Here is a 26,402-nt window from a genome sequence, read left to right on the forward strand (position 1 = left end):
ATATTTGAATCATGAAACAGCTCGACGCTTTTTTGCAATGCGTGAAATGATGATGCCGTTTGTAAGGAGGAACAATGAAAGATGTGCTAGAATACACTGGCTATCGGCAGTACATTGCGGACTACTATGCCGATAAAAAAGCCAAGTCCGCATTTACTTGGCAGATGTTCGCTGAAAAGGCGGGCTTTTCTTCGCCTGTTTATCTTAAGTACGTGAGCGAAGGTCGCTTCAACTTGAGCGAAGAGGCTGCGCTCCGTGTGGCTGCTGCAATGTCCCTTGTGGAATACGAGCGCGACTATTTCTGTGAAATGGTCCGCTTTGACCATGCCAAGACGGATGATGAAAAAAAAGTCTTTTTCAACAAGATGCTTGCGATTGCCGATGCGCACAAGGTAAAGGTTATAGAGGCCGATTCGTACCGTTTTTTCGAAGACTGGAAGAACCCGGTGCTCCGTGAACTTGCCCCTTCGATGCCGGGTGCGAAACCGCTTGCGCTTGCACGTGCTTGCCGCCCAGAAATTACTGCCGCCGAAGTGACGGAGTCGCTGAGCTTTTTGGTCAAGGCGAATTTATTGCAAAAGGACAAAGACGGAAATTACGTACAGACGGAAAAATCCGTGACGACGGGTCCCATGAAGGCTACTCCGGTAGCGGTCCGTACGCTGCACCGCCAGATGGGCGAGTTTGCGCTTGAGGCTATCGAGGGCGTGTCTCAGGATGAACGCCATTTCTCGGGACTTACGCTTGGCATCACGCGGCAGGCCTATGAAAAAATCGTTCAGGAAATTGCAGAGTGCCGCAAGCGCATCATCGCGATTGCAAGAGAAGATGATGCGACGGAAGAAGTGTATCGCTTGAATATGCAGTTCTTTCCGATGACGAATAAACGTTTAAATAAAAAGGGTTAGGAGGATATCATGAAAAAATTAAATCGAAACACGATAGTGGCCGATTTTATCGGTGCGGCGTTCTGCTTGATTATGGCTTTTGCGCTTCTCATGATGTGTTCGGGTTGTTCCGAAGACAATTCTCTAAATGGTGCTCATGGCGGTACCGAAGAAGAACAGGGGTTCGCCTTGGTTGGTCTAGCTAGCGATGTTTATCCGAAATTGCTGGATTTGCATACTGGTGAGAATGGTTCAACGGATGCCTCTCTAAATGGCGATAAGTATATAAAAGCTGCAGAAGGGACTGTTGTAGTTGTTTATGAACTGGATTCGTTGACTCTTGATACGACGGGTCGCTTTCTCGTTGATTCGGTAGATAATGCTAACGGTCACTTTGCGTTTAAAGAAATTGATTTTAACAGTCCGTATGTGCTTGTGGATGTACGTGATTCTTGCATGAGCTATAACTGTATTGGGATGATTCCTGGCTTTTCGGCTGATTCCGTGATTGTAGGAAAAAAATATCGACTTCCTTTAAGTGCAATCGTAGATGTGCGTAAATATTCCAAAATAAGTGTTAATACGTTGTCTGATATGAAAATCCCGTTGGTAAAAAAATACTTTGCGGAAGGTATGCCTTTTGATTCGGCATGTAAAAGAGCGGAACTTGATGTTCTTGATCGTTTTGGGGTTTATGAGGACTTGGGCGATTTTGAAAGCTTGGAAAGTGTAAATGGTGAATTGTCTTATGTGTTACGGATAATGCGTATTGCAATGGACTCGGTTTTTATTTGCAGTGCATCTCTTCCGATTAGTATAGAAGCTTTTTATTTTGTGCCACCTAAAATTGTTGCTGCATTGGACGAAAAAGCAAAACAGGTATATGAAAATACGATTAAGTTTATTAATTATAAAATAGGTAGCTATGCCCGTAATACAGATATAGGACGTTGTACGGAATCTCGAGAAAATGAAGCCCAAAGGATTATAGGCGGTAATTCTATTGGTTACGAATCGATAGTTTGTCACTCCAATAAATGGGTACCGGGATGGAAAAAGATTGAATACACGAATGGAACGATGGTCGATAATCGTGACGGTAAAACGTACAAAACGGTCACGTATAATTGGGGCGGTGTTACGCAGACGTGGATGGCTGAAAATCTGAACTATGCAGATACGACATCTTCGAATGCCGATAGCGTGTTGAAAAATAATTTGCTCGAAAGTACAAAATGCTGGGACGGTGATCCCTCTTGCGAAAAGTTGGGCCGTTATTATACGTGGAAGGCGGCGATGAATCTAGATTGGTCTGATATCGGCTTGACGGATATTGTAAGGAATGAAGTATATGATGCGGTACGTAATGTTTATGTCGAGTCTTATGATACTGTGGTTGTAGAAGATAGATGCAAGACCCTTAAATACAATCCATTTGAGTATCATGAAGAAGCTTTTAAAAATGGTCCGGATGCTATAGAGTATTGTTCGATAAAAACGATGAATGGGGAATGCGAATTTCTTGATACCGCTGTAAATTTATACGAATATTGCGAAGAACGGTATGGCCGCTGTCGTTTGGATATATCTCGGGTTGTTCCTGAATCAAAGCCTGTCATTTATCAAGGCGTATGTCCTGATGGGTGGAGACTCCCCAATAAAAACGATTGGGTTATTTTGCAAGAAAATATGCGTACTCAAGGAGGTTCACTTAGGGATGCTGACGGTAGCGGTTTCGGATTTACGGAAATGATGACCGTGGATTATGATGCGAAAATTCCTTCGCTGAGTATTAAAAATAGGGTGTATAGCCGTAGCGTTAGATTTGTCGCAGTTCCTGAAAAGGGCAACAGTTCGTATTCTAATTTCTTTAACTGGTTGTTTTATGAAAAGTATCAGCTTGAAATGGACGTTGTTGCTTTCCCTTATAACAATGATTCTTTGCTATGGGATTATGATCGTTATCAAGCATATGGTGATGCTTATGTCGGATTGTTCAATGAGGAGGCTCCGGTCCGCTGCATCAAAAAATAATCTCTCTCTCTCTATCTCTCTCTTTTGGTAAGGAGGAACGGAAGGCGGGCTTCGGCCCGCCTTCTATTGATAAATTGACAAAAGAACTTTAATTTCCGCACATCCTTTCTCATTTCGCAAAGATTACTTTTGTAATCGGGTTAGTAGAACAATTTAAAACGGGATGTTGCTATGAACATGTTAAGAGTTCTTGGTTTAGCTTTTCTTCTTTGCGCAAATTCGTTCGCCGTCACGAGCCAGTTCCGTGGTGTGAACTGGGCGGACAAGCGTGACAACTTCGTCTCGGATGTGCTGGTGCTTTCGGGCATGAGCCTTTCGGACAATCACGAATCGGCTTATGCTATCGCAGACCGCATTGTCGGGCAGTTCCAGGAAGTGCTTGGCACAAACAGCGTGCGCATGCCGGTGAACGAACCGACAATCCTCAAAGCGTTCGATATGTATTCCGGTGCATTAGACGCCGCACTTGAACATGGGCGTGTCGCAATGGGCTATTGGGGCCCCGCTCAACCTGCAGGCCCGAAGAATATGGACGATTGGTGGAAAATGTGGGCGAAACTTGTCGAAAAGTACGGCGACCATCCGAATGCCTATTTTGAAATTTTCAACGAACCGCACATGTACAGCAAAGACGAACTCCGTAACCTGTACGCGAAATGGCTCGAAAAGTTCCCGAACGTTCCCCGTGACCACATCTTGCTCGATGGTTCCGGCCTCGCTTGGAATGTCCCGGACATTGCCGATGACCCCCGTTTCGAGGGCTGCCTTTTTGCCGTTCACGAATACACCTTCTGGAACATGAGCATTACCACCGAACAAGGCTGGAAAAACAGCTTTAAGGGCAAGGTGGGCAAGTACATTGATCGCACGGTTTGCACGGAATGGGGTGGCGCTATGGGTCCTGGCGAAAAGAACGGTGTCCATTACGATTACATGGATTATAATCAACCACCTAACAATTATTTTACGGCTTACATCCGTGGCATGTCCGATCAGCTCCGCGAATGGGAAATGGGGAGTTTCTATTGGCCGGGGCTTCGCGATGGGGACTGGTACAGCATGACCAAGCGTTCGGGAGAAGGTGCGAACATCAAGCTTGAAATTGTGAACCAGTCCGGTGTCGATCGCATGCAGATGGCTTGGGCCGATACTGTTGAAACGAATCCGCCTGTTCAGGAACCGTTTGGCGGTTTTGATGCGGACGGAAAAACGGTTGCAGGGAAGGCCGCTACAGTTCCTGGCAAAATTGAAGCAGAAAATTACGACCTCGGCGGTAGCCGCGTCTCGTTCTATGATAAGTCCTCCGACAACGAGGGCGGCTTCTACCGCAAAGATGCCGTGGATATCGTCGCTTTGGATTCTGCGGATCTTTCGAAAGGCTACGCTATCGGATTCACCAATGAAGGCGAATGGCTCGAATACACCGTCAATGTCGCAAAAACGGCGGCTTACTCCGTCGAGATCCAGATGGCAACCGCTTCCGAAAAGGCTGGAGTGCAGATTTTTATCGATAACAAGGCTGTTTCGGACACGATTTTTGCAACGCAGGGTGAAAATTGGTCGAATTATAGCGGCATTCAATCCAAATTAGGTGAAATTGCAGAGGGTGAACATGTTGTCAAAATGCAAATTGTTGGCAATTACGTCAATATCGACTGGCTCCGTTTCTGCGAAGGTGAAAAATGCGAAGAAACATCTAGCATTCGCTCTCTCATGCATTCGCATGCACTTGAAAAATCCACTTCTCCACGCCTCCGCGTCCAAAACAACAAACTCTTCATTGAAAAGAACGGCAAACGCTTTGATTTGACAGGCCACCGCATCAAATAAGTTTGGTTGTCATGCCGGACTCCGTTCCGGCATCAGTATTATAAGACGAAAGCCGACCCCGGAACAAGTCCGGGGTGACAGATTGGGCATCTCCATTTGCGAATATTCTTTCATGGACTTTTTATCAATGATAAGTATTTGCGTTATTGGAGCACTTTTCAAAAAAGAGGATATGTTTAGAATGGTTATGGGTATTAACCGTGTATGAGGATTAGGTATATGAGAAAACTTTCTCTCTCTTTGGCTGCAGTAGCCATCGCTAGTTTTGTTTCCGTAGCTAACGCCGCTCTCGCTGATGGTGGCGCCAAGTTCGTCGGTAACATCACCACGGGTGGCCAGATTCGCAGCGACTTTGCTCAATACTGGAACCAGATTACTCCCGAAAACGGCTGTAAGTGGGGCTCCATCCATTCCCTTTCTAACGGCAACAGCGGTACAAGCAAGTTCGCCTGGGACAACTTCGACAAGTGCGAAAGCGCCTACAAGTGGGCCAAGGAAAAACCGGGCGAACGCCACTTCAAGTTCCACGCTCTCGTTTGGGGCTCGCAGTACCCGAACTTCCTCTGCAAAAAGAAGAATCCGGGCATTACCGTAGAACTCACCAAGCAGTACATTACGGAATGGTTTGATGCCGTTGCGGCTAAGTTCCCGGACCTCGAATACATCGATGTGGTGAACGAGGCGATTTGGGCGGGTAACAACTACCACTCTGGTTACGGCAAGCCTGCTGCAGGTGCCGAAGGGCACAGCACCGACGATACCGAATGCGGCGGCTCCTACATTATCGAAGCCCTCGGCGGTGACCGTGTGGTGAATGGCAAGCACCAGTATGACTTTATCACGACTGCCTTCAAGATGGCCCGCGAACGCTGGCCGAAGGCCGTGCTTATCTATAACGACTACAATACGCTTTCCTGGCAGATCAACGAAGGTATTGAACTCATTCAAACGATTGTCAAGAATGGCGCTCCGGTCGATGCGTACGGCCAGCAGGCTCACGACTGCAAGGGCATGAGCAAGTCCGATTTCGAAAGCAAGATGACCCGCATCCATAACGAGACGGGCCTTCCGCTTCTCGTTTCGGAATACGATATCGGCGAAGCGGACGATACCAAACAGAAAAACGATTACGCAAACCAGATTCCGTTCATGTGGGAAACTCCCTGGGTCGCGGGTATCACCATCTGGGGCTATATCAACGGCTCTACTTGGGTCGCAAACACGGGCCTTATCGAAAAGGACGGCCGCAAGCGCGCTTCCATGAACTGGCTCGAAGAATATTTTGCGAACAACTTAAGCAAGGGTAAAAACGACGTGACCTTCACGCCCATCGAGCCCGAACCGCAAGTTCCGTTCAAGGGCAAGCCGCTCGACATTCCAGGCAAGATTGAAGTTGAAGATTTCGACGTTCCGGGCAAGGGTGTCAACGACGATGGCACGAGCAATGCGTCTTACGGCGATGATTCTGAAAACCATGGCGATTCCGACTACCGTAAGGATGACGCTCCGGCTGTGGACCTCTACAAGAAGGCTACTGGTGTCGTCTCTGGCTACAATGCCGAAGGTGACTGGCTTGAATGGACGGTGAACGTGAAGAAGGCTGGGGATTATACCGTGTTCGCTTCTGTCGCAACGGAAAATTCGACTTCTAGCTTCTCGCTTTCTGTTGACGGCAAGACTGTTGTAGAAAAGGTTGAACTTTCTGGAACAAGCTTTGACGATTTCACTAAGGTAAAAGCCAACGTGACGCTCCCGGAAGGCAAGCACATCCTCCGTATGGACGTGACGGGCGCCTGGTTCGATATCGACTTCTTCAATTTTGCCGAAGGCAAGGACGCAAAAGATCCTGATGATATCGACAAGCCGGGTCCGAACGATGCCATCCACTCGAACGTTCGCATGGCGACTCCTGAACTTGCCGATTACGATGTCTTTGACATGAACGGTGTCCGCCTCGGTCGCATGAGTGCTTATTCCATGAGCGAAGCCGTTTCGATGCTCAAGAGCACGAAGGCCATCAAGATTCAGGGCATTTACATGCTCCGCGGTGTCAAGAACGGTGCCGTCAAGACGGTTCGCGTTACGCGCTAAAAAGTTCCTAATCCATAGCTCCCCCCAAGGGAGCCTTAAATACCCAAGGGCCTTCGAGGTAACACTCGGAGGTCTTTTTTGTTAGGTAGTAGGTTGTAGGGATTAGGTATTAGGTGATAAATCGCGGCTTCGCCGCCGAAACTGTCATCCTGGAGCCAAAGGCGATAGGATCCATACAGCTCTAATCACTTACACGGTACTTTTCGCATTGTCATCCCGGCCTCAGTGCCGGGATCTCCTTACACAGTTCTCATCACAGATACGGAACTTATTGCAATCGCCCATACCCCAAAGCCCACGGTAGTGGGCGACCCCATACCTCATTCCCCCTTGCATATCCCTAATCACTAACCACTAACCACTAACCACTAATCACTTCCTACCGCCTACTTCCAACTTCCTACTTCTCTTTTTCGTAAATATTCCGTTATGGACAATTTGTCAACGATAAATGTATGCGGTTTCTGTAAATTAGAAAAAACCAAGAATATGTTTATAGTGGTTGTATGGGTATTTTACTTATGAGGATGTGGAAATGAAATCAAAATTCTTAAAAGGATTATTGTCTGCAGCGCTTTTGGGTGGTGCAGTTAACGCTGTTGCTGGTCCCGGCTTGGCTGATGGTGCGGCTAAGTTTGTCGGTAACATTACGACTCGCGGTCAAGTCCGTAGTGACTTTACGGAACTGTGGAACCAGATCACTGCTGAAAACGAATGTAAGTGGGGTTCTATCAACACTGGCCGTGGTCAGTTCAACTGGAGCGGTTGCGATGCCGCTTATAACTGGGCAAAAAAAAACGGTGGCCACTTCAAGTTCCACGCTTTGGTGTGGGGTTCCCAGTATCCGAACTGGATCAAGGGCAAGAGTGCTTCCGAAACTAAGCAAATCATTGAAGAATGGTTTGACGCCGTTGCCAAGCATTACCCCGATCTTGAAATGATCGACGTGGTGAACGAAGCTATCCGCACGGGCAATAACAGCTACCATTCCGACTATCCGAGCACCAATATTATCGCGGCTCTCGGTGGCGATAACGGCAACTACGAATTCGTGGCAGAAGCCTTCAGAATGGCCCGTAAACGTTGGCCGAATGCAATCTTGATTTATAACGACTACAATACCGTCCAGTGGCAGAAAAACGAAGGTATTGACCTTATCCAGAAGCTGAAGAAAGCCGGTGCTCCGGTGGATGCCTACGGCTTGCAGGCTCACGACATGCAGGTTTCCGGTGGTCAGCAAGGTGGCCAGGGCGGTGGCGGTTCCTGCTTGAACATCAATACGCTCAAGAGCGCCATCGAAGAAATCTGGAACAAGACGCAGATTCCGCTGTTCATTTCTGAATACGATATCGCTTCGAATGACGACAATGACCAGAAGAATTGCTACTCGCAGCAGATTTCCTACTTCATGGAAAACGAGCACATTGCGGGTATCACCATTTGGGGTTATATCTACGGTGCAACTTGGACATCCGGCGGTAACTCCGGCATTATCAGGGATGGCAAGGACCGTCCGGCCATGACTTGGCTCAAGGAATACCTCTCCAAGAACAAGGGTGCCAATACCACAGGACTTGCTACGGGTGACGTAGCTCCGGTGGAGCCTGTTCCGCAGGAACCGTTCAAGGGTTCTCCGATTGCCATTCCGGGCAAGGTCGAAGTGGAAGACTTCGATAAGCCGGGCCAGGGCAAGAACGACGATGGTACAAGCAACGCTTCTTACAGCGACGACACTGAGAACCACGGCGACTCCGATTACCGCAAGGACACGGGTGCAGACTTGTACAAGAAGGCCTCTGGAGTTGTGCTCGGCTATAACCAAGAAGGTGATTGGTACGAATGGACCGTTGATGTGAAGAAAGCTGGTGACTATACCGTATTCGCTTCTGTCGCCACGGAAAATTCGACTTCTAGCTTCTCGCTTTCTGTCGATGGCAAGGTCGCTGTCGAAAAGGTCGCGCTTTCTGGTTCAAGCTTTGACGATTTCAGCAATGTCAAGGCGAACATCTCGCTCCCGGCTGGCAAGCATGTCCTCCGCATGGATGTGACCGGCTCCTGGTTCGATATTGACTACTTCAACTTTGTCGAAGGCAAGGATGCAAAGGATCCTGCTGAAGGTGGCAGCGAAGGCGGTAAAGAAGGTGGAAACGGTGGCGAAGGCGGTGACAAGCCGGGCGAAGCTATCCGTACGACCATCCACATGGAAACCCCGGTGCTCAGTGCCTATGATGTCTTTGACGTGAACGGTGTCCGTCTCGGTCGCATGAGAGCCTACTCCATGGGCGAAGCTGTGGAAATTCTTAAGAGCACAAGCGACATCAAGGTTCAGGGCATCTACTTGCTCCGCTCCGTGAAGAATGGTGCCGTGAAGTCCGTCCGCGTCGCTCGCTAAAAATTCCTAATCCATAACTCCCCCAAGGGAGCCTTAAATACCCAAAGGCCTTCGAGGTAACACTCGAAGGTTCTTTGTTTGTAATTAGGTTTTAGGTGATAGGTTGTAGGTGGTAGGAATGTCCTGAGTATATCGGGACTAATGATTCAGTGAAATCATGTAATGCGTGGACCCTATCGGTCATCCTACGGATTCCCTCCAGGGTGACAGGATGCGATAGAATTTATGCCGTTGCTGTCATCCTGGAGGCGTCAGCCGATAGGATCCAGTCAGCTCTAATCACTTACACGGTACTTTTCGCATTGTCATCCCGGTCACAGTGCCGGGATCTCCTTACACAGTTCTCATCACAGATACGGAACCCCTTGCGTTTCACTTCCTACCGCCTACTGTCTACTTCCTACTTTCATTGTAAATTTCTATTTATCGACAAATTGTCAATGATATTTATCTCTTTTTGAAGTTATTTGAAAAAAAAGAGAATAAATTCAAATTAGGTGTGTAGGTTCTAACCTATAGGGATGTGATTATGAAATCAAAATATTTGAAGGGCGTAGTGTCTGCTGCGCTTTTAAGTGGGGCCGTTTTTTCGTATGCAGGCCCCGGTATTGCCGACGGTGCTGCCAAGTTTATCGGCAACATCACACAGTCTGGCACTGCTCCTGGTCCTAATGACCAGTTTACCAAACTGTGGAACCAGGCGACAGCTGAAAACGGCTGTAAGTGGGGCTCCGTCGAGGGTACTCGTGGCCGTTACAATTGGGGCGCCTGCGATGCCGCCTATAACTGGGCAAAACAGAACGGTGGTCACTTCAAGTTCCACGCCTTGGTATGGGGTTCCCAGTATCCAGGCTGGCTCAATGGCCTTAGCACAGAAGAAACGAAGAAGGCGATTACAGCCTGGTTCGATGCTGTCAAGGAACATTACCCCGATCTCGAAATGATCGACGTGGTGAACGAAGCTATCCGTACGGGTAACAACAGCTATCATTCTCCTTACGGCAAAAACAACAACATCATTCCGGCACTCGGTGGCGATAACGGTGGCAATTACCAGTTCGTAACGACTGCCTTCAAGATGGCACGTGAACGTTGGCCGAAGGCAATCCTCATCTATAACGACTACAACACCGTCCAGTGGAATAAGGATCAGGGCATTCAGCTTATCCAGACCATCAAGAAAAACGGCGCTCCGGTTGACGCTTACGGCTTGCAGGCTCATGACATGATGAGTCAGGGCGGTGGCCAAGGCGGTACCGGTGGCGGCGGCGTCTGCTTGAACATCAATACGCTCAAGAGCATTACCAAGGAAATTTGGGACAAGACCCAGACTCCGATGTTCATTAGCGAATACGACATTGCAACGACCGATGACAATATCCAGAAACAGTGCTATCAGGAACAGATCACGCACTTCATGGAAAACGAGCACGTTGCAGGTATTACGTTGTGGGGCTATATCTATGGCCATACTTGGCTCGACTGTAACGGAAAAGCTCCCGGATGCTCCGGCATTATCAAGGATGGCAAGGATCGCGCCGCTATGGCGTGGCTCAGAGATTACCTCTCCAAGAACAAGGGCGTGAACACGACTGGTCTTGCAACAGGTGATGTGACTCCGGTGGAACCTGTTCCGCAGGAACCGTTCAAGGGTTCTCCGATTGCCATTCCGGGCAAGGTCGAAGTTGAAAACTTCGATAAACCGGGCCAGGGCAAAAACGAAGACGGCTCCAGCAATGCCTCGTACGGCGACGACAGCGAAAATCACGGTGACTCCGATTACCGCAAGGACACGGGCGCTGACCTTTACAAGAAAGCTACCGGTGTTGTACTCGGATATAACCAGGAAGGTGATTGGTATGAATGGACTGTAAACGTGGCAAAGGCTGGCGACTATACCGTATTTGCCTCTGTCGCGACAGAAAATTCGACTTCTAGCTTCTCGCTTTCTGTCGATGGCAAGGTTGCTGTTGAAAAGGTCGCCCTTTCCGGTTCAAGTTTCGACGATTTCAGCAATGTAAAGGCTAACATCAATCTCCCGGCAGGCAAGCATATCCTCCGCATGGATGTGACCAGTTCCTGGTTCGATATCGACTACTTCAACTTTGTCGAAGGCAAGGATGCTGCTGATCCGGAGAATAAGGGTAACGATAATCCCGGTCAAGGTGGTGACAATCCGGGCCAAGGTGGCGATAAACCGGGCCAAGCCATCCAGACGAAAATCCACATGGAAATTCCGGTGCTTGGCGCCTACGATGTCTTTGACGTGAACGGAGTTCGTCTCGGTCGCATGAGAGCTTATACCATGGATGATGCTGTGCAAATCCTCAAGACTACGAGCGAAATCAAGACTCAAGGCATTTACTTGCTCCGCTCCGTGAAAAATGGCGCAGTGAAGTCCGTCCGAATCGCTCGCTAAAAAGTTCCTAATCCACACTCCCCATATCCAAAAAGGGAGAATACCCAAAGGCCTTCGAGGTACCCCCTCGAAGGTTCTTTTGCAATTAGGGATTAGGTAGTAGGGGTTAGGTTTTAGGGGGGACGAGCGTCATCCTGACGACCGAAGGGAGGAAGGATCCAGTCACAGTTCTCATCACATTGTCATCCCGGCCTAAGGTCCCTGAGCTCGGTTGGTGAGCCTGCCGAACCATGCCGAAGGGCCGGGATCTCCTTACACAGTACTCATCACAGATACGGAACCCCTTACATTGGATTATCGCTTCGCTCTAATCCCAAATGCTAAGCTCGGTCATGAGTAAGCAAGCTTACTCGCGACGCTCGCTTTACGCATTTGTCCTCTTCCTACTTCCTACCGCCTACTTCCTACTAACCTCTCCCCCAAAAATTCAAAAATTTCCACCCTCAGCCTTATCAAATTGTTCAAAAATGATGTAATTTTATTTATGACTATCGAAGTGGAGCATAAATGAGTGATAGTAAGAGACAATCCGCATACGCAGACCTTTTTGCAGACGTATTTTACGAGCAGTTCATCTCGGCTTATTACCTAAATCTCGTTGACCATACGTATGCTGTTTATTATCGCGAAGACGATACCAAGAAAGAGTATAGGGAAGACGGCTGTAACGGTTTCGATGTCTTGAAAAAGTTTATTTCCGAAGATGTCCATGTCGATGACCGTGAACAGTTGAAGGGGCTTTTGTCGCCGGAATATATCCGCAACCGTCTGAAAAAAGAAAGCACCTTCTCCTATGTGATTCGAGGCCTTTCTACGGGTATGGAGCGCTATTGTAGGCTTCAGGTTTCTCGTGGTCGCGACGAGGACCATGCCGCGGTTTGTTTCTTGAATGTCGATGACGAAATGCGGAAACGCATGAAAATTGAAGAGGGCAACCGCGTCATCCGGGCTTTTGCAGCCGAATATGAATCGCTTTACAGTATAAATCTCGATACCGAAGAGATGATTCCCTATGTAAAGTCCAATATGGAAAACGTCTTTGAGGAAAGCGTTCGAGATAAGGAATCGTATTCCGAGGCACTTGAAAAATATGTAGAGAAATCAGTCATTGCCGAAGACCGTAAGCGGGTTCTGGATCTTGCTTCTATCCGGAACATTCGTGCAAGGCTTTTGAAACAAAGTAGTTTTGAAGTTGATTTTAAGAACGATAAGGACCGCTATTACGAAATGAAATTCGTTCGGTTGTCCGGCGATAATCTCTCCAGTATCGTCCTTGGCATTGCGGACCGCGATGAAATCACGCGCTCGAATTTGATGAACCGCGAATTTTCCGAAATCGCAAATGCTCTGAGCGTTGAATATGAAATCATCTATTACGTGAACTTGATAGATGAATCGTATGATGTATTCAACAAAGAAGACAGCTACATCAAGCTGAAATTGGTAATGTCGGGAAAGAATTTTTTTCACGAATGCCTCAGAGATATCAAAAAAATAATTTATCCACAGGATGTTGAAAAACTTGTCTCCGTTATGAACAAGAAATTTTTGCTCACGCAACTTGCGGGGGATAAGTCCTATTCTATAGAGTACAGGCTTGTTGTCGATGGGCAACCCCAGTATTACCGTCTCAAGGCTCTTTGGTCTAAATTAGCGGCTGACCACATTATTATCGCTGTCGCAAACGTCAACGATGAAGTTGTTGCGAGAGAAGAACATAAGCGCGATATGGAACGCAATTTCGATATCATTAACGTTCTTGCGACGGAATATTCGTCTGTTTATTACATCGATCTCGAAACGGATAGTCTCACGCCTTATACGATGAACGCTTATACGGAATCAAAGTTCGGAAAGATTTTTTCGAACGGAATCCACTATTCCGACGCTTTCAAGATGTATGTCGATAGTTTTGTCTATGAAGCGGACAAGGCGATGGTGCTCGATGCCGGTTCCATAAAAAATATCGAAGCCCAACTCAATGCGCAGAAGTCTTTTATTACGCAGTACCGGAGTTTTGATGGGGATGTTACCCGCTATTGCGAAATGAAGTTCGTAAAAGTTGGTTCCGAAGAAGATAAGCCGAAAGCCGTTGTGCTAGGTTTTGCCGACAAGGATATTGAAATCCTCAATCGTTATGTCGATAGCAAGATTTATGAAGATTACTTTGGCGTTTATTTTGTGAACCTCGAAGACAATACCATTCGTAGCGTCCGCGATTCTTCTGTCTATGCCAGGGGCCGTGATTACGGTGGAATTGCCCCTTATAGCGCTTCTGTTCTCGAATTCAGCAAGGCTGTTTTGCCCGATTTCCGCGGAATTTGGGAAAACTTTTCGAATGTCGATTTTATGCGTACGTACTTGGCGAACGATGATAAACGCGAATACAGCTACAGGGCGCTCAAAGGCGAATGGCGTCGTGTGGTGATGTATGTCATTGAACGCAAAAACGGAGTTCCTGTCAGTTTCATTCTTGCGTTCATGTTCATCGATAACGAGACTGCGCAAAAGATGGAACTGGATGCGAAAATTGCAGAGCAGAAAAAGGCACTTGAAGAGCAACAAGTCCTTTTGGAAAAAGCCCTCGTGCAGACAGAAGCCGCGAACAAGGCTAAGACGGTATTTCTCTCGAATATGTCGCACGATATTCGCACTCCGATGAACGCCATTATCGGTTTTACAAGGCTCGCTTTGTGCAATCTGGGGGATGCATCCATCGTCAAGAATTATCTTGAAAAGACGGTTGTCTCCAGTACGCATCTGCTTTCGCTTATAAACGATATCTTGGATATGAGCCGTATCGAATCTGGAAAAATCGTTCTCGAAGACGTGAATTGCAGCTTGTCCGAAATCATGCACGACTTGAATACGATTATTCTAGGGGAGGCTAACGTCAAACATCAAAAACTTTGCATGGACAGCTTTAATGTGGATAACGAAAATGTTGTCTGTGACAAACTGCGTTTGCATCAAGTGCTGATAAACTTGCTTTCCAATGCGGTCAAGTTTACGCCTGTGGGTGGCAATATCCATGTGCTAGTCCGCCAGACAGCGACTCACGACAATGTTGGCTCTTACGAGTTCCATGTGAAGGACGATGGCATCGGCATGAGTCCTGAATTCTTGAAAGTTCTGTACGAACCGTTTGAACGCGAACGAACCTCAACTTTATCCAAGACGCAGGGAACAGGGCTTGGAATGTCCATTACGAAGAAAATTGTCGATATGATGGGCGGTACGATAGATGTGGTCAGCGCTCCAGGAAAAGGAACGGAATTCATTGTCCATTTAGATTTGAAAATTCAAGAAACCTCAGTAGATTTGACAAACTTGCAAAAACTGAGGAATGCCCGTGCTCTTGTCGTCGAAAGCGATTATAACGCTTGTTCTAGCGCTACGCAGCTTTTGTGGCATCTTGGAATGCGTGCGGAATGGACGATGTATGGCAACGAGGCTGTTCTTTTGATGCACGAATCGGCCAAGCGCGGCGAGCCGTACGCAGTCATTATCGTCGATTGCGCCATGCTGGACATGGGCGCTATTGATGTAGTCCGCGAAATCAGACGGATTCCTGTAGATGAAAAGCCTGTTGTCATCATGACCTCTTACGACTGGTCGGAAATTGAAAAAGAGGCGCGGAAAGCCGGAGTGACAGACTTTATCAGCAAACCGCTTTTCCTTTCCGAAGTTCGCGATTCTTTGGCCCGTGCAATCGGAGCTTTGCAGGATGATGACAAAAAAGGGGCGGAAGAACCATTTGACTTTACGGGCAAGAAAGTTCTCCTCGTCGAAGATAACGAACTGAATCAAGAAATCGCACAAAGTCTTCTGAGCGATATGGGTTTAGTGGTTGATTGCCTTGATGATGGCTCTTTGGCCGTGGAAAAACTCAAGACAGCTCCGTCGAATGCTTATGACTTGATTCTCATGGATGTACAGATGCCTATCATGAGCGGTCTTGAAGCGTCCCGCTGCATAAGGGCGATGGATAGCGAGTATCTAAAAAATGTTCCGATTGTCGCCATGACCGCAAATGCGTTTGAAGAAGACCGCAAGGCCGCTATCGATGCCGGTATGAACGAACATATCGCCAAACCCATCGATGTGGTCAAGCTCAAAGAAGTACTAAAAAAGTTCTTAAAGTAGAAACGGCTCTGCCAGTGCTAGGATGCTGTGCCTAACCACTAACCACTAACCACTTTCTATTCTAAAACAAATCAATACATCCATAGACGGATATGAGTCGCGGATGCTCCGGATCGATTCTATTCCAAGCTTGTTGGACTTTGATAGAACAAGGTCTTTTACGGGCTTTTACCATGATATCGCACTTGAATTCAAATGAATCGCCGCTTTGTTGTGAATCGTAAAGCAACTTGGAGAAGTTGTTCCAATTATGGCGCCCGATAATATCCCAAAAAGCACTGCTCTTTTCCGGCTCGACCTTTGTCTGCGGGAATCCTAAAATTTCTGAACCTTTGGCCGAAATCTTTAGCACAGAAGGGTCGTAAGTATATTCAAAGACAATCCCTTTCTGGAAGGACTCGAAGAACAAGCTTTTTTTGTGTTCGTTTCGGTATTGCTGAAGAATCGTGTTGTCCGAAGAGTTGTCGTCATTTTCGAAAATGGACCTTGCAATTTTTGAAAATTTTTCTTGGCTTAACTGCTTTGAGTGGTTCTTGCTCATTTCTTCGGGCAGAGTGTCGGCGACATCGCCGAGGCATTCCAGAAGTAGCGGATTGAACACGCCACATTCATTGTTGCGGATCATCGCAAGTGCTTTTTCATGCGGAAAAGCTTTTTTGTAGCAGCGGTCGCTCGTCAATGCGTCATAGACATCTGCGATGGAAACCACTTGAGCCGATATGGGAATTTCGTTTTGCTTGAGTCCGTCGGGGTAGCCGCGTCCGTCCCAGCGTTCGTGGTGCCATCTGCATATTTCGTACGTGTATTTCATCAACGATTCGTTCTTGAAGAAATGCATGCCGTCGAGCATGTTGGCGCCGTTCATGGAATGCTGCTTCATGATTTCGAATTCTTCCGGGGTTAACCTTCCGGGCTTGTTCAAAATCTCGCTGGGAATCGTAATCTTTCCGATGTCGTGCATCGCCGAAGCAGTTGCAATGGAATTGATGTCGTCTTCAGTAATGTTGTATTCGCTAGAACGTTTAAGTAAAGCTCGCAACAGAATGTCGGTAAGCGTCTTGATGTGCAGAACGTGCTGGCCACTTTCGCCATTGCGGAATTCGACGATGTGGCTCAATATGGAAATCAGCATGTCGCTGTTGCGTGTTCTTTCGTAAATCTTGTTCGTGACAAGCTCGGACAGCTGCATCTGCTTCACGTAAAGCCGGATCGTATTGCGGACGCGGGTTTGCACGACCATCTGGTCGAACGGGCGGTAAATAAAGTCCGTGACTCCAAGTGCGAATGCCTTAGAAACCTGCGTGCTGGATGTTTCTGCCGAAATCATGACGACGGGGGTTCCCTTGATCCACCCTTTTTCGTTCATGACTTTGAGCACCTCTATTCCGTCGCGGCCGGGCATTACCATGTCGAGCAGTACAAGCGTAATTTCAGTAGCATCTTTTTCGAGAATTTGGAGGGCTTCATCGCCATCTTTTGCTTCGATAATATCATATTCGTCGCACAGCAGATCCGAAAGTACGGCTCTGTTCATGGCATCGTCATCGACGATTAAAATTTTAGCACGTTCGTTGTTCATTATCCGATAATTTTCTCGTTTCTTAACACCGTTATGGCGGTATAACCATAATTTAAGAAAAAAGCTACGAAAAAGGACGGTTAAGTTCTTGAAATATCAATTTTTTTTGCGGGTTGAGGGCTCGCCGCCCCCATTGCGTTCGTAACATAAACACTTGATACAATTATGTAATTTTGATTTCTTTAACCGCTAACCACGAACCTCTTAATTTTACTGGATCCTATCGGCTGACGCCTCCAGGATGACGGCATTGCAAACTTCTTACTTCCTACCGCCTACAGCTCACTAACCACTAATCACTAACCACTGCCTACTTCCTACCGCCTACTTCCTACCGCCTACTTCCTACTTCCTACTAACCACCCTTATATTGCCTTTTTTCAAGACTTTACGCCTTCTTTTAATCACGAACCACTTAAAATATGAGTATCTTATATTATGGGACGACGGCTTATCGTTGTTGAAGGGATTCTTGTAGGAGAAAGAGCTTATCATGGACAGTCTAGAAACACCAAACTTGACACATGCGATTCTATCGAGTGCCGGCATTGGCTTGTGGACTATCGAACTTGATAGCGGCAAATCTCCTAGAATGTATGCCGATAGTGCATTCCTCCAAATTCTTGGATTCCCCGAAGAAACGCTCCCCGAAGATCTCTACAACTTATGGTGTAACAACATTGACCTTTCGTATTACGAAGCTTTTGCCGAATCCATCGAACTGATGACGAATGGTGAAACGAGCGAACTGGAATACGCTTGGAACCACCAAACTCGCGGGATTATCTTTTTAAAAATTCACGGGGGTCGAAACAACGATTACAAGGCTGGAGTGCGCCTTGAAGGGTGCTGCCTTGATGTGACGGAGCAGCTCGAATTTAAAATGCACTTGCGCGAACTGGAACAGTATTCCAACATCGCGAATACGCTGGGCGACGGCTTCGATAATATTTACTACGTCAATACCGATGACAATTCCTTCGTGGAGTTCAACGCACAAGGCATCGTGAAAACGCTCGATATCAAAGCGGGCGGGGATTTTTTTGAAGGGTTGGAACAAGCTCTGGAAAAGGCCGTTTATCGTGACGACTGGAATGCCGTAAGCGATTTTGTCAGAAAAGAAAGTTTGTTGAGCGCTTTGGAAAAAGACCGTGCCATTTCGATGGCTTTCCGATTTCTAATTGATGGCCAGCCTGTCTTTTATCGTTTGAAAGCCGCGAGGACTCCCGATTCAGACAACCGTATCGTGGTCACGCTCGAAAACGTTGATGAAGAAGAATCGGCAAAGGCCGAACAGGCACGCGAGGAAAAGTTTAACGACAACATTATCAAGATTCTTTCGCGTAATTATTCTGGGTTGTATCTATTCAATACCAAAAGCAATACGGGTAACGCGGTTTCTTTTTACCAGCATGAACAGGGGCGTGAAAACGATGGCTCCACGGATATTGTAAACCGTCTATTGAGGTTCGTTCAAAAGCGAGTCCATCCGGACGACCGTCATGAACTGGAAGAATTGGCGAATCTTGAAACGATTCGCAAAAAACTTGCAACGGTCAAGAGTTATTCTGTCGTGTTCCGTTGCGATTATTACGGTGTCTATAAATACACGGAACTGACTTTGGCAAAAGCGGAAAACATTGACGAGGAACCGGTCAATATCGCTGTCGGTTATGCAGAAATTGACGCCCAGTACCGGGCCGAACTGGAACGGCAAGCGGTGGCAAACCGCGATATGGCAGTGATTTCAGGCTTGTCCGATGACTTCGGTTGTGTCGTCTATGTCGATTATGGAACGCTTGCCGAAGCGCATTACCGTTTTGATCCGTTATTCGAAAAGTACGTTCCGGGCTGGTCTAAAATCGACAATTTCGGAACGCGTCTCGATGTCCTTGTCAATACCATTGTGCATCCTGCGGATAGAGAGTCTTTCTGTGCGGCGACGGAACCTTCTAAAGTTCTCGAAATGGTCGAAAACGAGCACATGTATTTTGTGAACTTTAGATTGCAACTCGATGACGAAGATGTTTACTACCAAATTAAATTCGTGAAGGACGAAAATTTCAAGAATCATGTGATTGCCGGTTTCCATAGCGTCGATGCCGAAACGAAACGCGAAATGGCGAACCTTGAAAAAGCGGAGCTGGCGAACAAGGCGAAGAGTGCATTCCTCTTCAACATGTCGCATGATATCCGTACGCCGCTGAATGCGATGCTTGGCTTTACTGACATGGCCATCAAGAACATCGACGATAAGCCCAAGGCTTTAGATTGTCTGAAAAAATCCAAACTTTCAAGTGAACATCTTTTGTCGTTGGTCAACGATGTGTTGGACATGTCGCGTATTGAAAGCGGTAAGGTGGAGCTGGATTTGAATCCCGTCAATATTGACGAAAACGGCGACGACTATGTGCCGATGCTAAAGTCGCTTGCTGAAAAGAAAAACGTAGGATTTAAGTTTGTTCGTCATGATATCCAGAACCGTTACGTGTATGTCGATTTCTTGCGATTGAACCAAGTGCTTATTAACATTGTGTCGAACGCCGTGAAATACACACCTTCGGGTGGATTTGTGTCTGTGGATATTACGCAGATTCCGTCAGACCGTGAAGGTTACGGGTTGTATGAATTTGTCGTCAACGATACGGGTATTGGCATGAGCAAGGAATACCAGACGCATCTCTTTGACGAATTTTCACGCGAAAGAACATCGACGGTCAGTAAGCAACAGGGAACTGGTCTTGGACTTGCCATTTCTAAACGCATCATCGACATGATGGAAGGTTCTATCGAAGTTGAGAGCGAAGTGGGGAAGGGATCCAAGTTCACAATTCGTATTCCGATGCGGTTGCAAGAAAATCCGGAAGCCGTGGAACAAGTGCGTTTTGCTCATTCCGAAGAAGAAACGATTTCGTTTGAAGGTTTCAAGGTTCTCGTTGTCGAAGATAACGAATTGAATCTTGAAATCTCGCGTGATATTCTGGAAAGTGCTGGTATCGTTGTTGAATCCGCAGAAGACGGCTCTGTTGCCGTGAATCGCCTAAAAGAAAAAGGACCGGATTATTACGATTGCATTTTGATGGATATCCAGATGCCTGTGATGGACGGTTTCGAGGCGACTCGCAATATCCGCCAAATGTTCCCGGACAAAAGAATTCCGATTATCGCTTTGTCTGCAAATGCATTCGATGAAGACCGCAGCAAGTCTATCGAAGCCGGGATGGACGGCCACCTCGCGAAGCCCATTGTCATAGCCCAGCTCGAAGACGCGTTGAAGAAGTTTCTTAAACATTGAGAGCATCGGTTTAGTGGTTGGTGGTTAGTGGTTAGTGATTAGGATTTATAATCGCGGCGAAGCCGCCCTGTTTACTAACCACTGTCTACTGCCTACTATTCCAACTGTTTAACCAATTCTTCTATAACGATGTAGTTTGCTTCGACTTTTTCAAAAAGTGCTTGGGTATTTGGGGTCCATGCAATCGGTCCATACCCATCATTTTCCGCATTTTTTGTATGTCCAAGCGGTGCAAGGTCGTCCGCAAGTTCATCGAGTGAATTATCAAGTTTTTTAAGGCAGAGTCCGTAGGCGTAATTATCGAGCTCTTTTGCCGCAAAGAATGCAGCCTTTGCGTCTTTGCTTGCAATTGCATTCTTCAATTTTTCAAAGTATGAACCGCTAAAGTATGTTTTTAAATATTCAACAATACGATCTACAGAGCGGATGTTTTCGCAAGCTTGAGCATAATATCCGTCAATTGAAAAAATTTTAGTTAGCGTCCTGTCTTGCTTACACCATCTTTCATGTTTTTCTTGTTTCTTCCTTTCTTCATATTCTATTTCAGCTTCTAATTCAGTAAAGTTTGTCTTTGCTGTTTTCTTGTCTAATTGTTTAACCAATTCTTCTATAACGATGTAGTTTGCTTCGACTTTTTCAAAAAGTGCTTGAGTGTTTGATGTCCATGCAATCGGCCCATATCCATCATTTTCCGCACTAACATTATATTCAAGCGGCGCAAGGTCTTTTATAAGATTTTCGAGTGAACGTTCAAATGTAATAAGGCCTAGATACCGGGTGTAATTATCGAGCTCTTTTGCCGCAAAGAATGCAGCCTTTGCGTCTTTGCTTGCAATTGCTTTCTTCAATTTTTTTAAGTATGAACCGCTAAAGCATTTTTTTAAACATTCAACAACATTACTTATAGAAGAGCTGAAGTTATAGTAAGCTAGAGAAAGATATGCTTCACCAATATGATAAATTTTAGTTAGCGTCAATTCATCTGGAGTCATAAAGTTTGTTCTTGTTGTTGTAAAACATTCGGTGCGTCCATAGCCCAGCTTGAAGACGCGTTGAAGAAGTTTCTTAAGCGTTGAGAGGATCATTTTAGTGATTTGTGGTTGGTGGTTAGTGATTAGGATTTATAATCGCGGCGAAGCCGCCCTGTTTTACTAACTGCTGCATACTAACCACTAAATTCATTCCTGTTTACTAACCACTGCTTACTAACCACTAATCACTACTCCAGCTGCTTGATTCCTTCTACGGCAACGGTGTAGTCTGCTTCGACTTTTTCAAAAAGCGCTGGGGAATTTGCTGTAAACACAAGCGGCCTAAGGTCTTCGGTGAGTTCGCTGCTTGATGCGGAGAGCTTGTTCAAACCGAGGTTTGCTGCAACGCCCTTGAGCGTGTGTGCGGCACGGAATGCAGTCTTTGCATCCTGGCTTGCAAATGCGTTTTTCAGTTCTTCAAAACTTGGATCGCTGAGGAACAGCTTTAAATACTTTGCAATGCGGGATTCCATGCGGAGTCTTTCGAGAACTTCGTTAAGAGATTCGCCAAGGGAACTGTACAATTCAGAGAGTGTCATAAATTTATCCTTGCTAGTGTAAAACTTCGATGTGCCCATAAGCGGACGTGAGAACTGGAGGTTCGTTTTGTGTCTTGTTCCAGATTTGCAAAACTATTACTTTGCATGGAACCTTGTTACCGTCTATGGTCAAGTCCATGTTGACATGGATGGTTTCGTCCTTGGACGACGATTGCTTGTATAAAGCTTCTTTGATTTTTTGCCAGTTGTCGTTTTCGATATTTAGCGAGCCTTTTTTCTCGTCTTCGATAATGGTCTTCGGGAGATTGAGCTTTTTAGCCGCATTCGTAGAAAGCTTCATTATTGAAGGGGAGTAAGTGTATTCAAAGATGATGTCGTTCAGCATCGATTCAAAGAAATTGCTCTTTTTGCGCTCGTTGATAAACTGCCTGAAGGCCTGGTTATAGATAGGGTGCTTCTGGTCCTTTATCATGGTGTCCGCAATGTAGAAGAAATCCTTGTCCGCTTGCTTGTTCCAGTCGAACGTCTGCAATGATGTTACTAGTTTGTCTGCAATTGCATCAAGGCTATCCAGCAGTAGAGGATTGAACACGCCGCACTCGTTGTTGTGAATCATTTTGAGCGCCTGTTCATGGGTGAACGCCTTTTTGTAGCAGCGTTCGCTGGTGAGTGCGTCATAAACATCTGCAATGGAGACGATTTGTGCCGCTATTGGGATTTCGTCGCCCTTGAGTCCGTCCGGATAACCTCGACCGTCGTAGCGTTCGTGGTGCCAACGGCAAATTTCGTAGGCGTACTTCATCAGCGGTTCGTCCTTGCCGAACGGTACGGAATTGAGCATCACGGCTCCGTTGAGGGAGTGCCCCTTCATGATGTTGAATTCTTCGGGGGTGAGCTTGCCCGGCTTGTTCAAGATGGAATCGGGAATAGTGATTTTTCCGATGTCATGCATGGACGATGCTGTGCTGATGATGCCGATGTCGTCTTTATTAATCTTGTATTTTTTGCTCCGGTGCAGAATCTCGTGCAGGAGCATTTCGGTAATGGTATTGATGTGCAACACATGCATACCGCTTTCGCCGTTGCGGAACTCCACAATGTGGCTTAGCATCGTCACCATCATGCTGTTGTTGCGTGTCTTTTCGTAAATCTGGCTCAGGACCAAATCCGAAAGATGTTTTTGCTTTGCGTAAAGGCGGATGGTGTTGCTTACGCGGTTCAAGAGCACCATTTCGTCGAAGGGCCTTCCGATAAAGTCGGTCACACCAAGCGAATAGGCGCCTTCAATGAGCGAATGGGAATTTTCTACTGAAATCATGATGACCGGGATTTCGTTGATCCAGCCGTTCTTGTTCATGATTGAAAGAACTTCCATTCCGTCTTTCTTGGGCATGACCATGTCCAGAAGTACGAGAGAAATTTCGGAGGTCTTTTCTCTGAGCAGGAGAAGTGCTTCGTTGCCGTTTTTTGCTTCAATTATATCGTATTTGTCGCAGAGAACGTCGGACAACAGCGTTCTATTCAAGGCTACATCGTCAACAATCAGTATAAGAGGACGTTTTTCATCCATAACCAATTCCTTTATATCCCAATCCTTTCCCAAACGCAACATACCATTACTCAATATAATCTATATAATTTCACGGTTTATCGTAAGAAAAATGTAAATTCAATTTGATTTGATGCTTGCTATCACAACAAAAAAATAGGTGTTAAAATGGGGATAAACCAGTTTGGAGTATTCCAAGGTGTGATTTTACGCATTTTATAGAGACTTTTACAAAAGTGGCCTTGTTTTTTTACACCATTTCAAACTATCTTTTATTATGGATGGGTGAAATCTTTTTTTTAAAAGGAATTCATATGAAGAATATGGTTAAACTTATGTTTGGCCTTGCTGCCGCCGCGGCAGTAACGGCATCTGCAGGAAGCTTCCCGTTCCCGCAGAACATGAAGTATCCGCACGGCAATATCATCGAATATGCCAACACGGATGTGATTAAGCAACACTACCAGCAGTGGAAATCTGCTTGGTACGATGCTTCACAGGGCTGGGTTCTCGCTCCTGAAGGAACTTGCTCTACCGTTTCCGAAGCTATTGCTTACGGTATGTTGATTTCTGTCTATATGGACGACCAGACCGTGTTCAACAAGCTCTATGAAACCTGGAAGAAAAACGGCGGTAACGGCGCCGGTATGAACTGGCGTGTGGGTTGCAGCGGCGGTTCTGGTTCTGCATCTGACGCTGACTTCGATGCTGCTCTCGCTCTCGTGATGGCTTCTAAGCAGTGGGGTGGCTCCTACCTCAACGATGCCAAGACGCTCATCTCTTGGATTGCAACTAACGATATTAATGGCAACAAGATTAAGCCGGGTAACCAGTGGAACGACGCTTTCAACCCGAGCTATTCTACTACGGCAAACTTCCAGCTTTTCCAGGATGTTGCCGGCGGTTCTTGGTCTAGCGTGATTTCTCAGACCTATACCGAATTGAGCGCTTGCCAGGACGCTACGACCGGTCTTGTTCCGGACTGGTGTGACTGGAGCGGTCATAAGCCGACAAAGACCAGCGCAGCCGTTTCTAACGACATCGGTTTCTACGATGACGCTGCCCGTACTCCGTGGCGTATGGCTTGGGCTTATTACTGGTATGGCGATACGAAGGCTCAGGCATTCAATAAGAAGGTTGTCGATTGGCTTATTCCGACGACCCGTACCGCTAGTGGCGTGAACTCTGGTTATGCTTATACTGGTGGAAAGTACATCGCGGATGAAAGCGATATCCGCAACTTCGTTTCCTCTACGTTCTCCGGCGGTCTCGGCCTCGCTGTTTCTTCTTTCGATACTGAAGAAGCAAAGACCTATTTGACCACGGTCTATAAGGTCCTCACTGAACAAAAGAGCTGCAAGAAGCCTGATAAGTGTGGCGAAGGCGACAATCCGGGTGAAAAGTACTATCCGGCTACTTTGAACATGCTTTACCTCCTCCTCGTGACGGGTAACATGCCGAACCTTTACAACACAACTGGTTTTGAAAAGTTCACGCCGGATACGTCCAAGGCTCCGTCCATCAAGCTTGGTGATGGTGAACAGCAGGCATTCGGTGACACGACTGTTGCTATTTCTGGTCTCTGGAACTGGGGTGCATACCATGACAAGCTCGGCATTGGCACGAAGATGCTTCCGGATTCTGGTTCTTCTCCGATCTTCAAGATGGAAGATGGTTCTTACCTTGTCCATGCTTCTATGGAAATTGGTCCGGAACCGGAATGGACAGAAGAAAAGGCTAAGGCTGGTCTTCTCAAGTATCCGTCTGCCGGTATCGCTGTCACGTTCAAGAAGGACGAATGCAAGAAGGACAATAGCTGCGGCGTTGACTTCAAGACTCTCGGTGTCAAGTATATCCGCGTGACGGCCAAGACTTCTGGTCCGATCCGCATGGCTATCCTCAACACCATTACGGACGAAAACGAAAAGAATAAGGTCTCAAATGCCGGTGCTGGTTCTGAACCGGGCGTCTATGTTGACAACTCCTCTGATTTCAAGGAAGTTCTCTATGATATGACTCCGGATGGCTACGGCTTCAAGGGTACCGGTACTAAGGACGGTGCAATCGACATTCTCGATTGGGTTGACCGTAACAATGCTCCGGAAGGTTTCCAGATTCTCCAGAAGATCAAGGGTCTCAAGTGGGAAGTCAAGGATGTCAAGGGCGGTATCGGTGAACTCTCCATCAAGGCTGTTGAATTCCTCGATGAATCTAAGAAGGTGATTGACTACGAAAAGATCACTGGCATGAAGATTGTAGAAAAAGATCCGTTTGAATCTATCTACAAGGTTTCTATGATGCCGAGCTTCAGCGTCCGTGCAAACGGCATGCAGATCCAGATCAACGGCATTAAGGCCGGTAGCTCGTTCGGCGTTTACAATATGCTGGGCAAGGTTATTTCTTCTGGCATCGCTCTCAGCGATAACATGAACGTCAACGTTCCGACGACGGGTTCTTACATCGTTCGCGTCGGTTCTGAAATGAACCGCGTCAACGTGAAGTAATCGTTCGGTCAACGAAAACGAATTGCAAAAAAGCCGAGGCTTGAAGCCCCGGCTTTTTTTGTTTGTCAAATAGCGCTGGAGCGTTGGGCTATGAGGTTGCCTTGCTTTGATCTGTTCTAATTGCAATAACCCCATACCCCAAGGG

The 26,402-nt window shown here is 46.7% G+C and carries 13 protein-coding genes; 9 read left to right on the plus strand and 4 right to left on the minus strand.

The annotated features are described in order from the left end of the window. Positions 1-74: 74 nt before the first annotated feature. From IKG78_RS20040 to IKG78_RS20070, 7 genes are all read left to right on the plus strand, one after another. Positions 75-908, plus strand: a complete 834-nt coding sequence (locus IKG78_RS20040) for a TIGR02147 family protein (protein WP_290947388.1) — start codon at positions 75-77, stop codon at positions 906-908. A gap of 9 nt (positions 909-917) precedes the next feature. After that, positions 918-2,921, plus strand: coding sequence for an FISUMP domain-containing protein (locus IKG78_RS20045; protein ID WP_290947392.1), 2,004 nt, complete (start codon positions 918-920; stop codon positions 2,919-2,921). Positions 2,922-3,092: 171 nt separating this feature from the next. After that, complete coding sequence (locus IKG78_RS20050) at positions 3,093-4,751, plus strand: cellulase family glycosylhydrolase (protein ID WP_290947395.1); 1,659 nt, start codon at positions 3,093-3,095, stop codon at positions 4,749-4,751. Between the two features lie 219 nt (positions 4,752-4,970). Next, the gene (locus tag IKG78_RS20055; protein ID WP_290947398.1) at positions 4,971-6,842 is read left to right on the plus strand and encodes an endo-1,4-beta-xylanase; all 1,872 of its coding nucleotides are present in this window, start codon (positions 4,971-4,973) and stop codon (positions 6,840-6,842) included. A gap of 535 nt (positions 6,843-7,377) precedes the next feature. Beyond that, the gene (locus IKG78_RS20060) at positions 7,378-9,234 is read left to right on the plus strand and encodes an endo-1,4-beta-xylanase (protein ID WP_290947401.1); all 1,857 of its coding nucleotides are present in this window, start codon (positions 7,378-7,380) and stop codon (positions 9,232-9,234) included. A 529-nt stretch (positions 9,235-9,763) separates the two neighbouring features. Then, positions 9,764-11,653 carry an endo-1,4-beta-xylanase gene (locus IKG78_RS20065; protein ID WP_290947403.1) on the plus strand — a complete coding sequence of 630 codons (1,890 nt, stop codon included), beginning with the start codon at positions 9,764-9,766 and terminating at the stop codon, positions 11,651-11,653. Between the two features lie 507 nt (positions 11,654-12,160). Further along, positions 12,161-15,799 (plus strand): response regulator, encoded by a 3,639-nt coding sequence (locus IKG78_RS20070; RefSeq protein WP_290947406.1) that lies wholly within the window; start codon positions 12,161-12,163, stop codon positions 15,797-15,799. Positions 15,800-15,860: 61 nt separating this feature from the next. On the opposite strand, the gene IKG78_RS20075 is transcribed toward IKG78_RS20070, so the two are convergent. Then, a complete protein-coding gene (locus tag IKG78_RS20075; RefSeq protein WP_290947409.1) occupies positions 15,861-17,378 on the minus strand; it encodes an HD domain-containing phosphohydrolase in 1,518 nt (505 codons plus the stop codon). Positions 17,379-17,871: 493 nt separating this feature from the next. Here IKG78_RS20075 and IKG78_RS20080 point away from each other — a divergent pair, with 493 nt between their 5' ends. Then, positions 17,872-20,673 (plus strand): ATP-binding protein, encoded by a 2,802-nt coding sequence (locus tag IKG78_RS20080; protein WP_290947412.1) that lies wholly within the window; start codon positions 17,872-17,874, stop codon positions 20,671-20,673. A 95-nt stretch (positions 20,674-20,768) separates the two neighbouring features. Here IKG78_RS20080 and IKG78_RS20085 read toward each other — a convergent pair whose 3' ends face one another. The 3 genes from IKG78_RS20085 to IKG78_RS20095 all read right to left on the minus strand — a co-directional run bounded on the left by IKG78_RS20085 (position 20,769) and on the right by IKG78_RS20095 (position 23,774). Further along, complete coding sequence (locus IKG78_RS20085; protein WP_290947415.1) at positions 20,769-21,665, minus strand: hypothetical protein; 897 nt, start codon at positions 21,663-21,665, stop codon at positions 20,769-20,771. Between the two features lie 227 nt (positions 21,666-21,892). Next, positions 21,893-22,243, minus strand: coding sequence for an Hpt domain-containing protein (locus tag IKG78_RS20090; protein WP_290947418.1), 351 nt, complete (start codon positions 22,241-22,243; stop codon positions 21,893-21,895). Between the two features lie 13 nt (positions 22,244-22,256). Further along, entirely contained in the window at positions 22,257-23,774 is a 1,518-nt protein-coding gene (locus IKG78_RS20095) for an HD domain-containing phosphohydrolase (RefSeq protein ID WP_290947421.1), read from the minus strand. 293 nt (positions 23,775-24,067) lie between these two features. On the opposite strand from IKG78_RS20095, the gene IKG78_RS20100 reads away from it, so the two are divergent. Then, the gene (locus tag IKG78_RS20100) at positions 24,068-26,257 is read left to right on the plus strand and encodes a glycosyl hydrolase family 8 (protein ID WP_290947425.1); all 2,190 of its coding nucleotides are present in this window, start codon (positions 24,068-24,070) and stop codon (positions 26,255-26,257) included. Positions 26,258-26,402: the final 145 nt, after the last annotated feature.

The organism is Fibrobacter sp. (assembly GCF_017545445.1).
Lineage (GTDB): Bacteria > Fibrobacterota > Fibrobacteria > Fibrobacterales > Fibrobacteraceae > Fibrobacter.

What these genes read in the sequence shown, in the direction of transcription:
- IKG78_RS20040 (WP_290947388.1), top strand. Translation starts at nt 75, where the DNA reads ATGAAAGATGTGCTAGAATACACTGGCTATCGGCAGTACATTGCGGAC.
- IKG78_RS20045 (WP_290947392.1), top strand. Translation starts at nt 918, where the DNA reads ATGAAAAAATTAAATCGAAACACGATAGTGGCCGATTTTATCGGTGCG.
- IKG78_RS20050 (WP_290947395.1), top strand. Translation starts at nt 3,093, where the DNA reads ATGAACATGTTAAGAGTTCTTGGTTTAGCTTTTCTTCTTTGCGCAAAT.
- IKG78_RS20055 (WP_290947398.1), top strand. Translation starts at nt 4,971, where the DNA reads ATGAGAAAACTTTCTCTCTCTTTGGCTGCAGTAGCCATCGCTAGTTTT.
- IKG78_RS20060 (WP_290947401.1), top strand. Translation starts at nt 7,378, where the DNA reads ATGAAATCAAAATTCTTAAAAGGATTATTGTCTGCAGCGCTTTTGGGT.
- IKG78_RS20065 (WP_290947403.1), top strand. Translation starts at nt 9,764, where the DNA reads ATGAAATCAAAATATTTGAAGGGCGTAGTGTCTGCTGCGCTTTTAAGT.
- IKG78_RS20070 (WP_290947406.1), top strand. Translation starts at nt 12,161, where the DNA reads ATGAGTGATAGTAAGAGACAATCCGCATACGCAGACCTTTTTGCAGAC.
- IKG78_RS20075 (WP_290947409.1), bottom strand. Translation starts at nt 17,378, where the DNA reads ATGAACAACGAACGTGCTAAAATTTTAATCGTCGATGACGATGCCATG.
- IKG78_RS20080 (WP_290947412.1), top strand. Translation starts at nt 17,872, where the DNA reads ATGGACAGTCTAGAAACACCAAACTTGACACATGCGATTCTATCGAGT.
- IKG78_RS20085 (WP_290947415.1), bottom strand. Translation starts at nt 21,665, where the DNA reads ATGACTCCAGATGAATTGACGCTAACTAAAATTTATCATATTGGTGAA.
- IKG78_RS20090 (WP_290947418.1), bottom strand. Translation starts at nt 22,243, where the DNA reads ATGACACTCTCTGAATTGTACAGTTCCCTTGGCGAATCTCTTAACGAA.
- IKG78_RS20095 (WP_290947421.1), bottom strand. Translation starts at nt 23,774, where the DNA reads ATGGATGAAAAACGTCCTCTTATACTGATTGTTGACGATGTAGCCTTG.
- IKG78_RS20100 (WP_290947425.1), top strand. Translation starts at nt 24,068, where the DNA reads ATGAAGAATATGGTTAAACTTATGTTTGGCCTTGCTGCCGCCGCGGCA.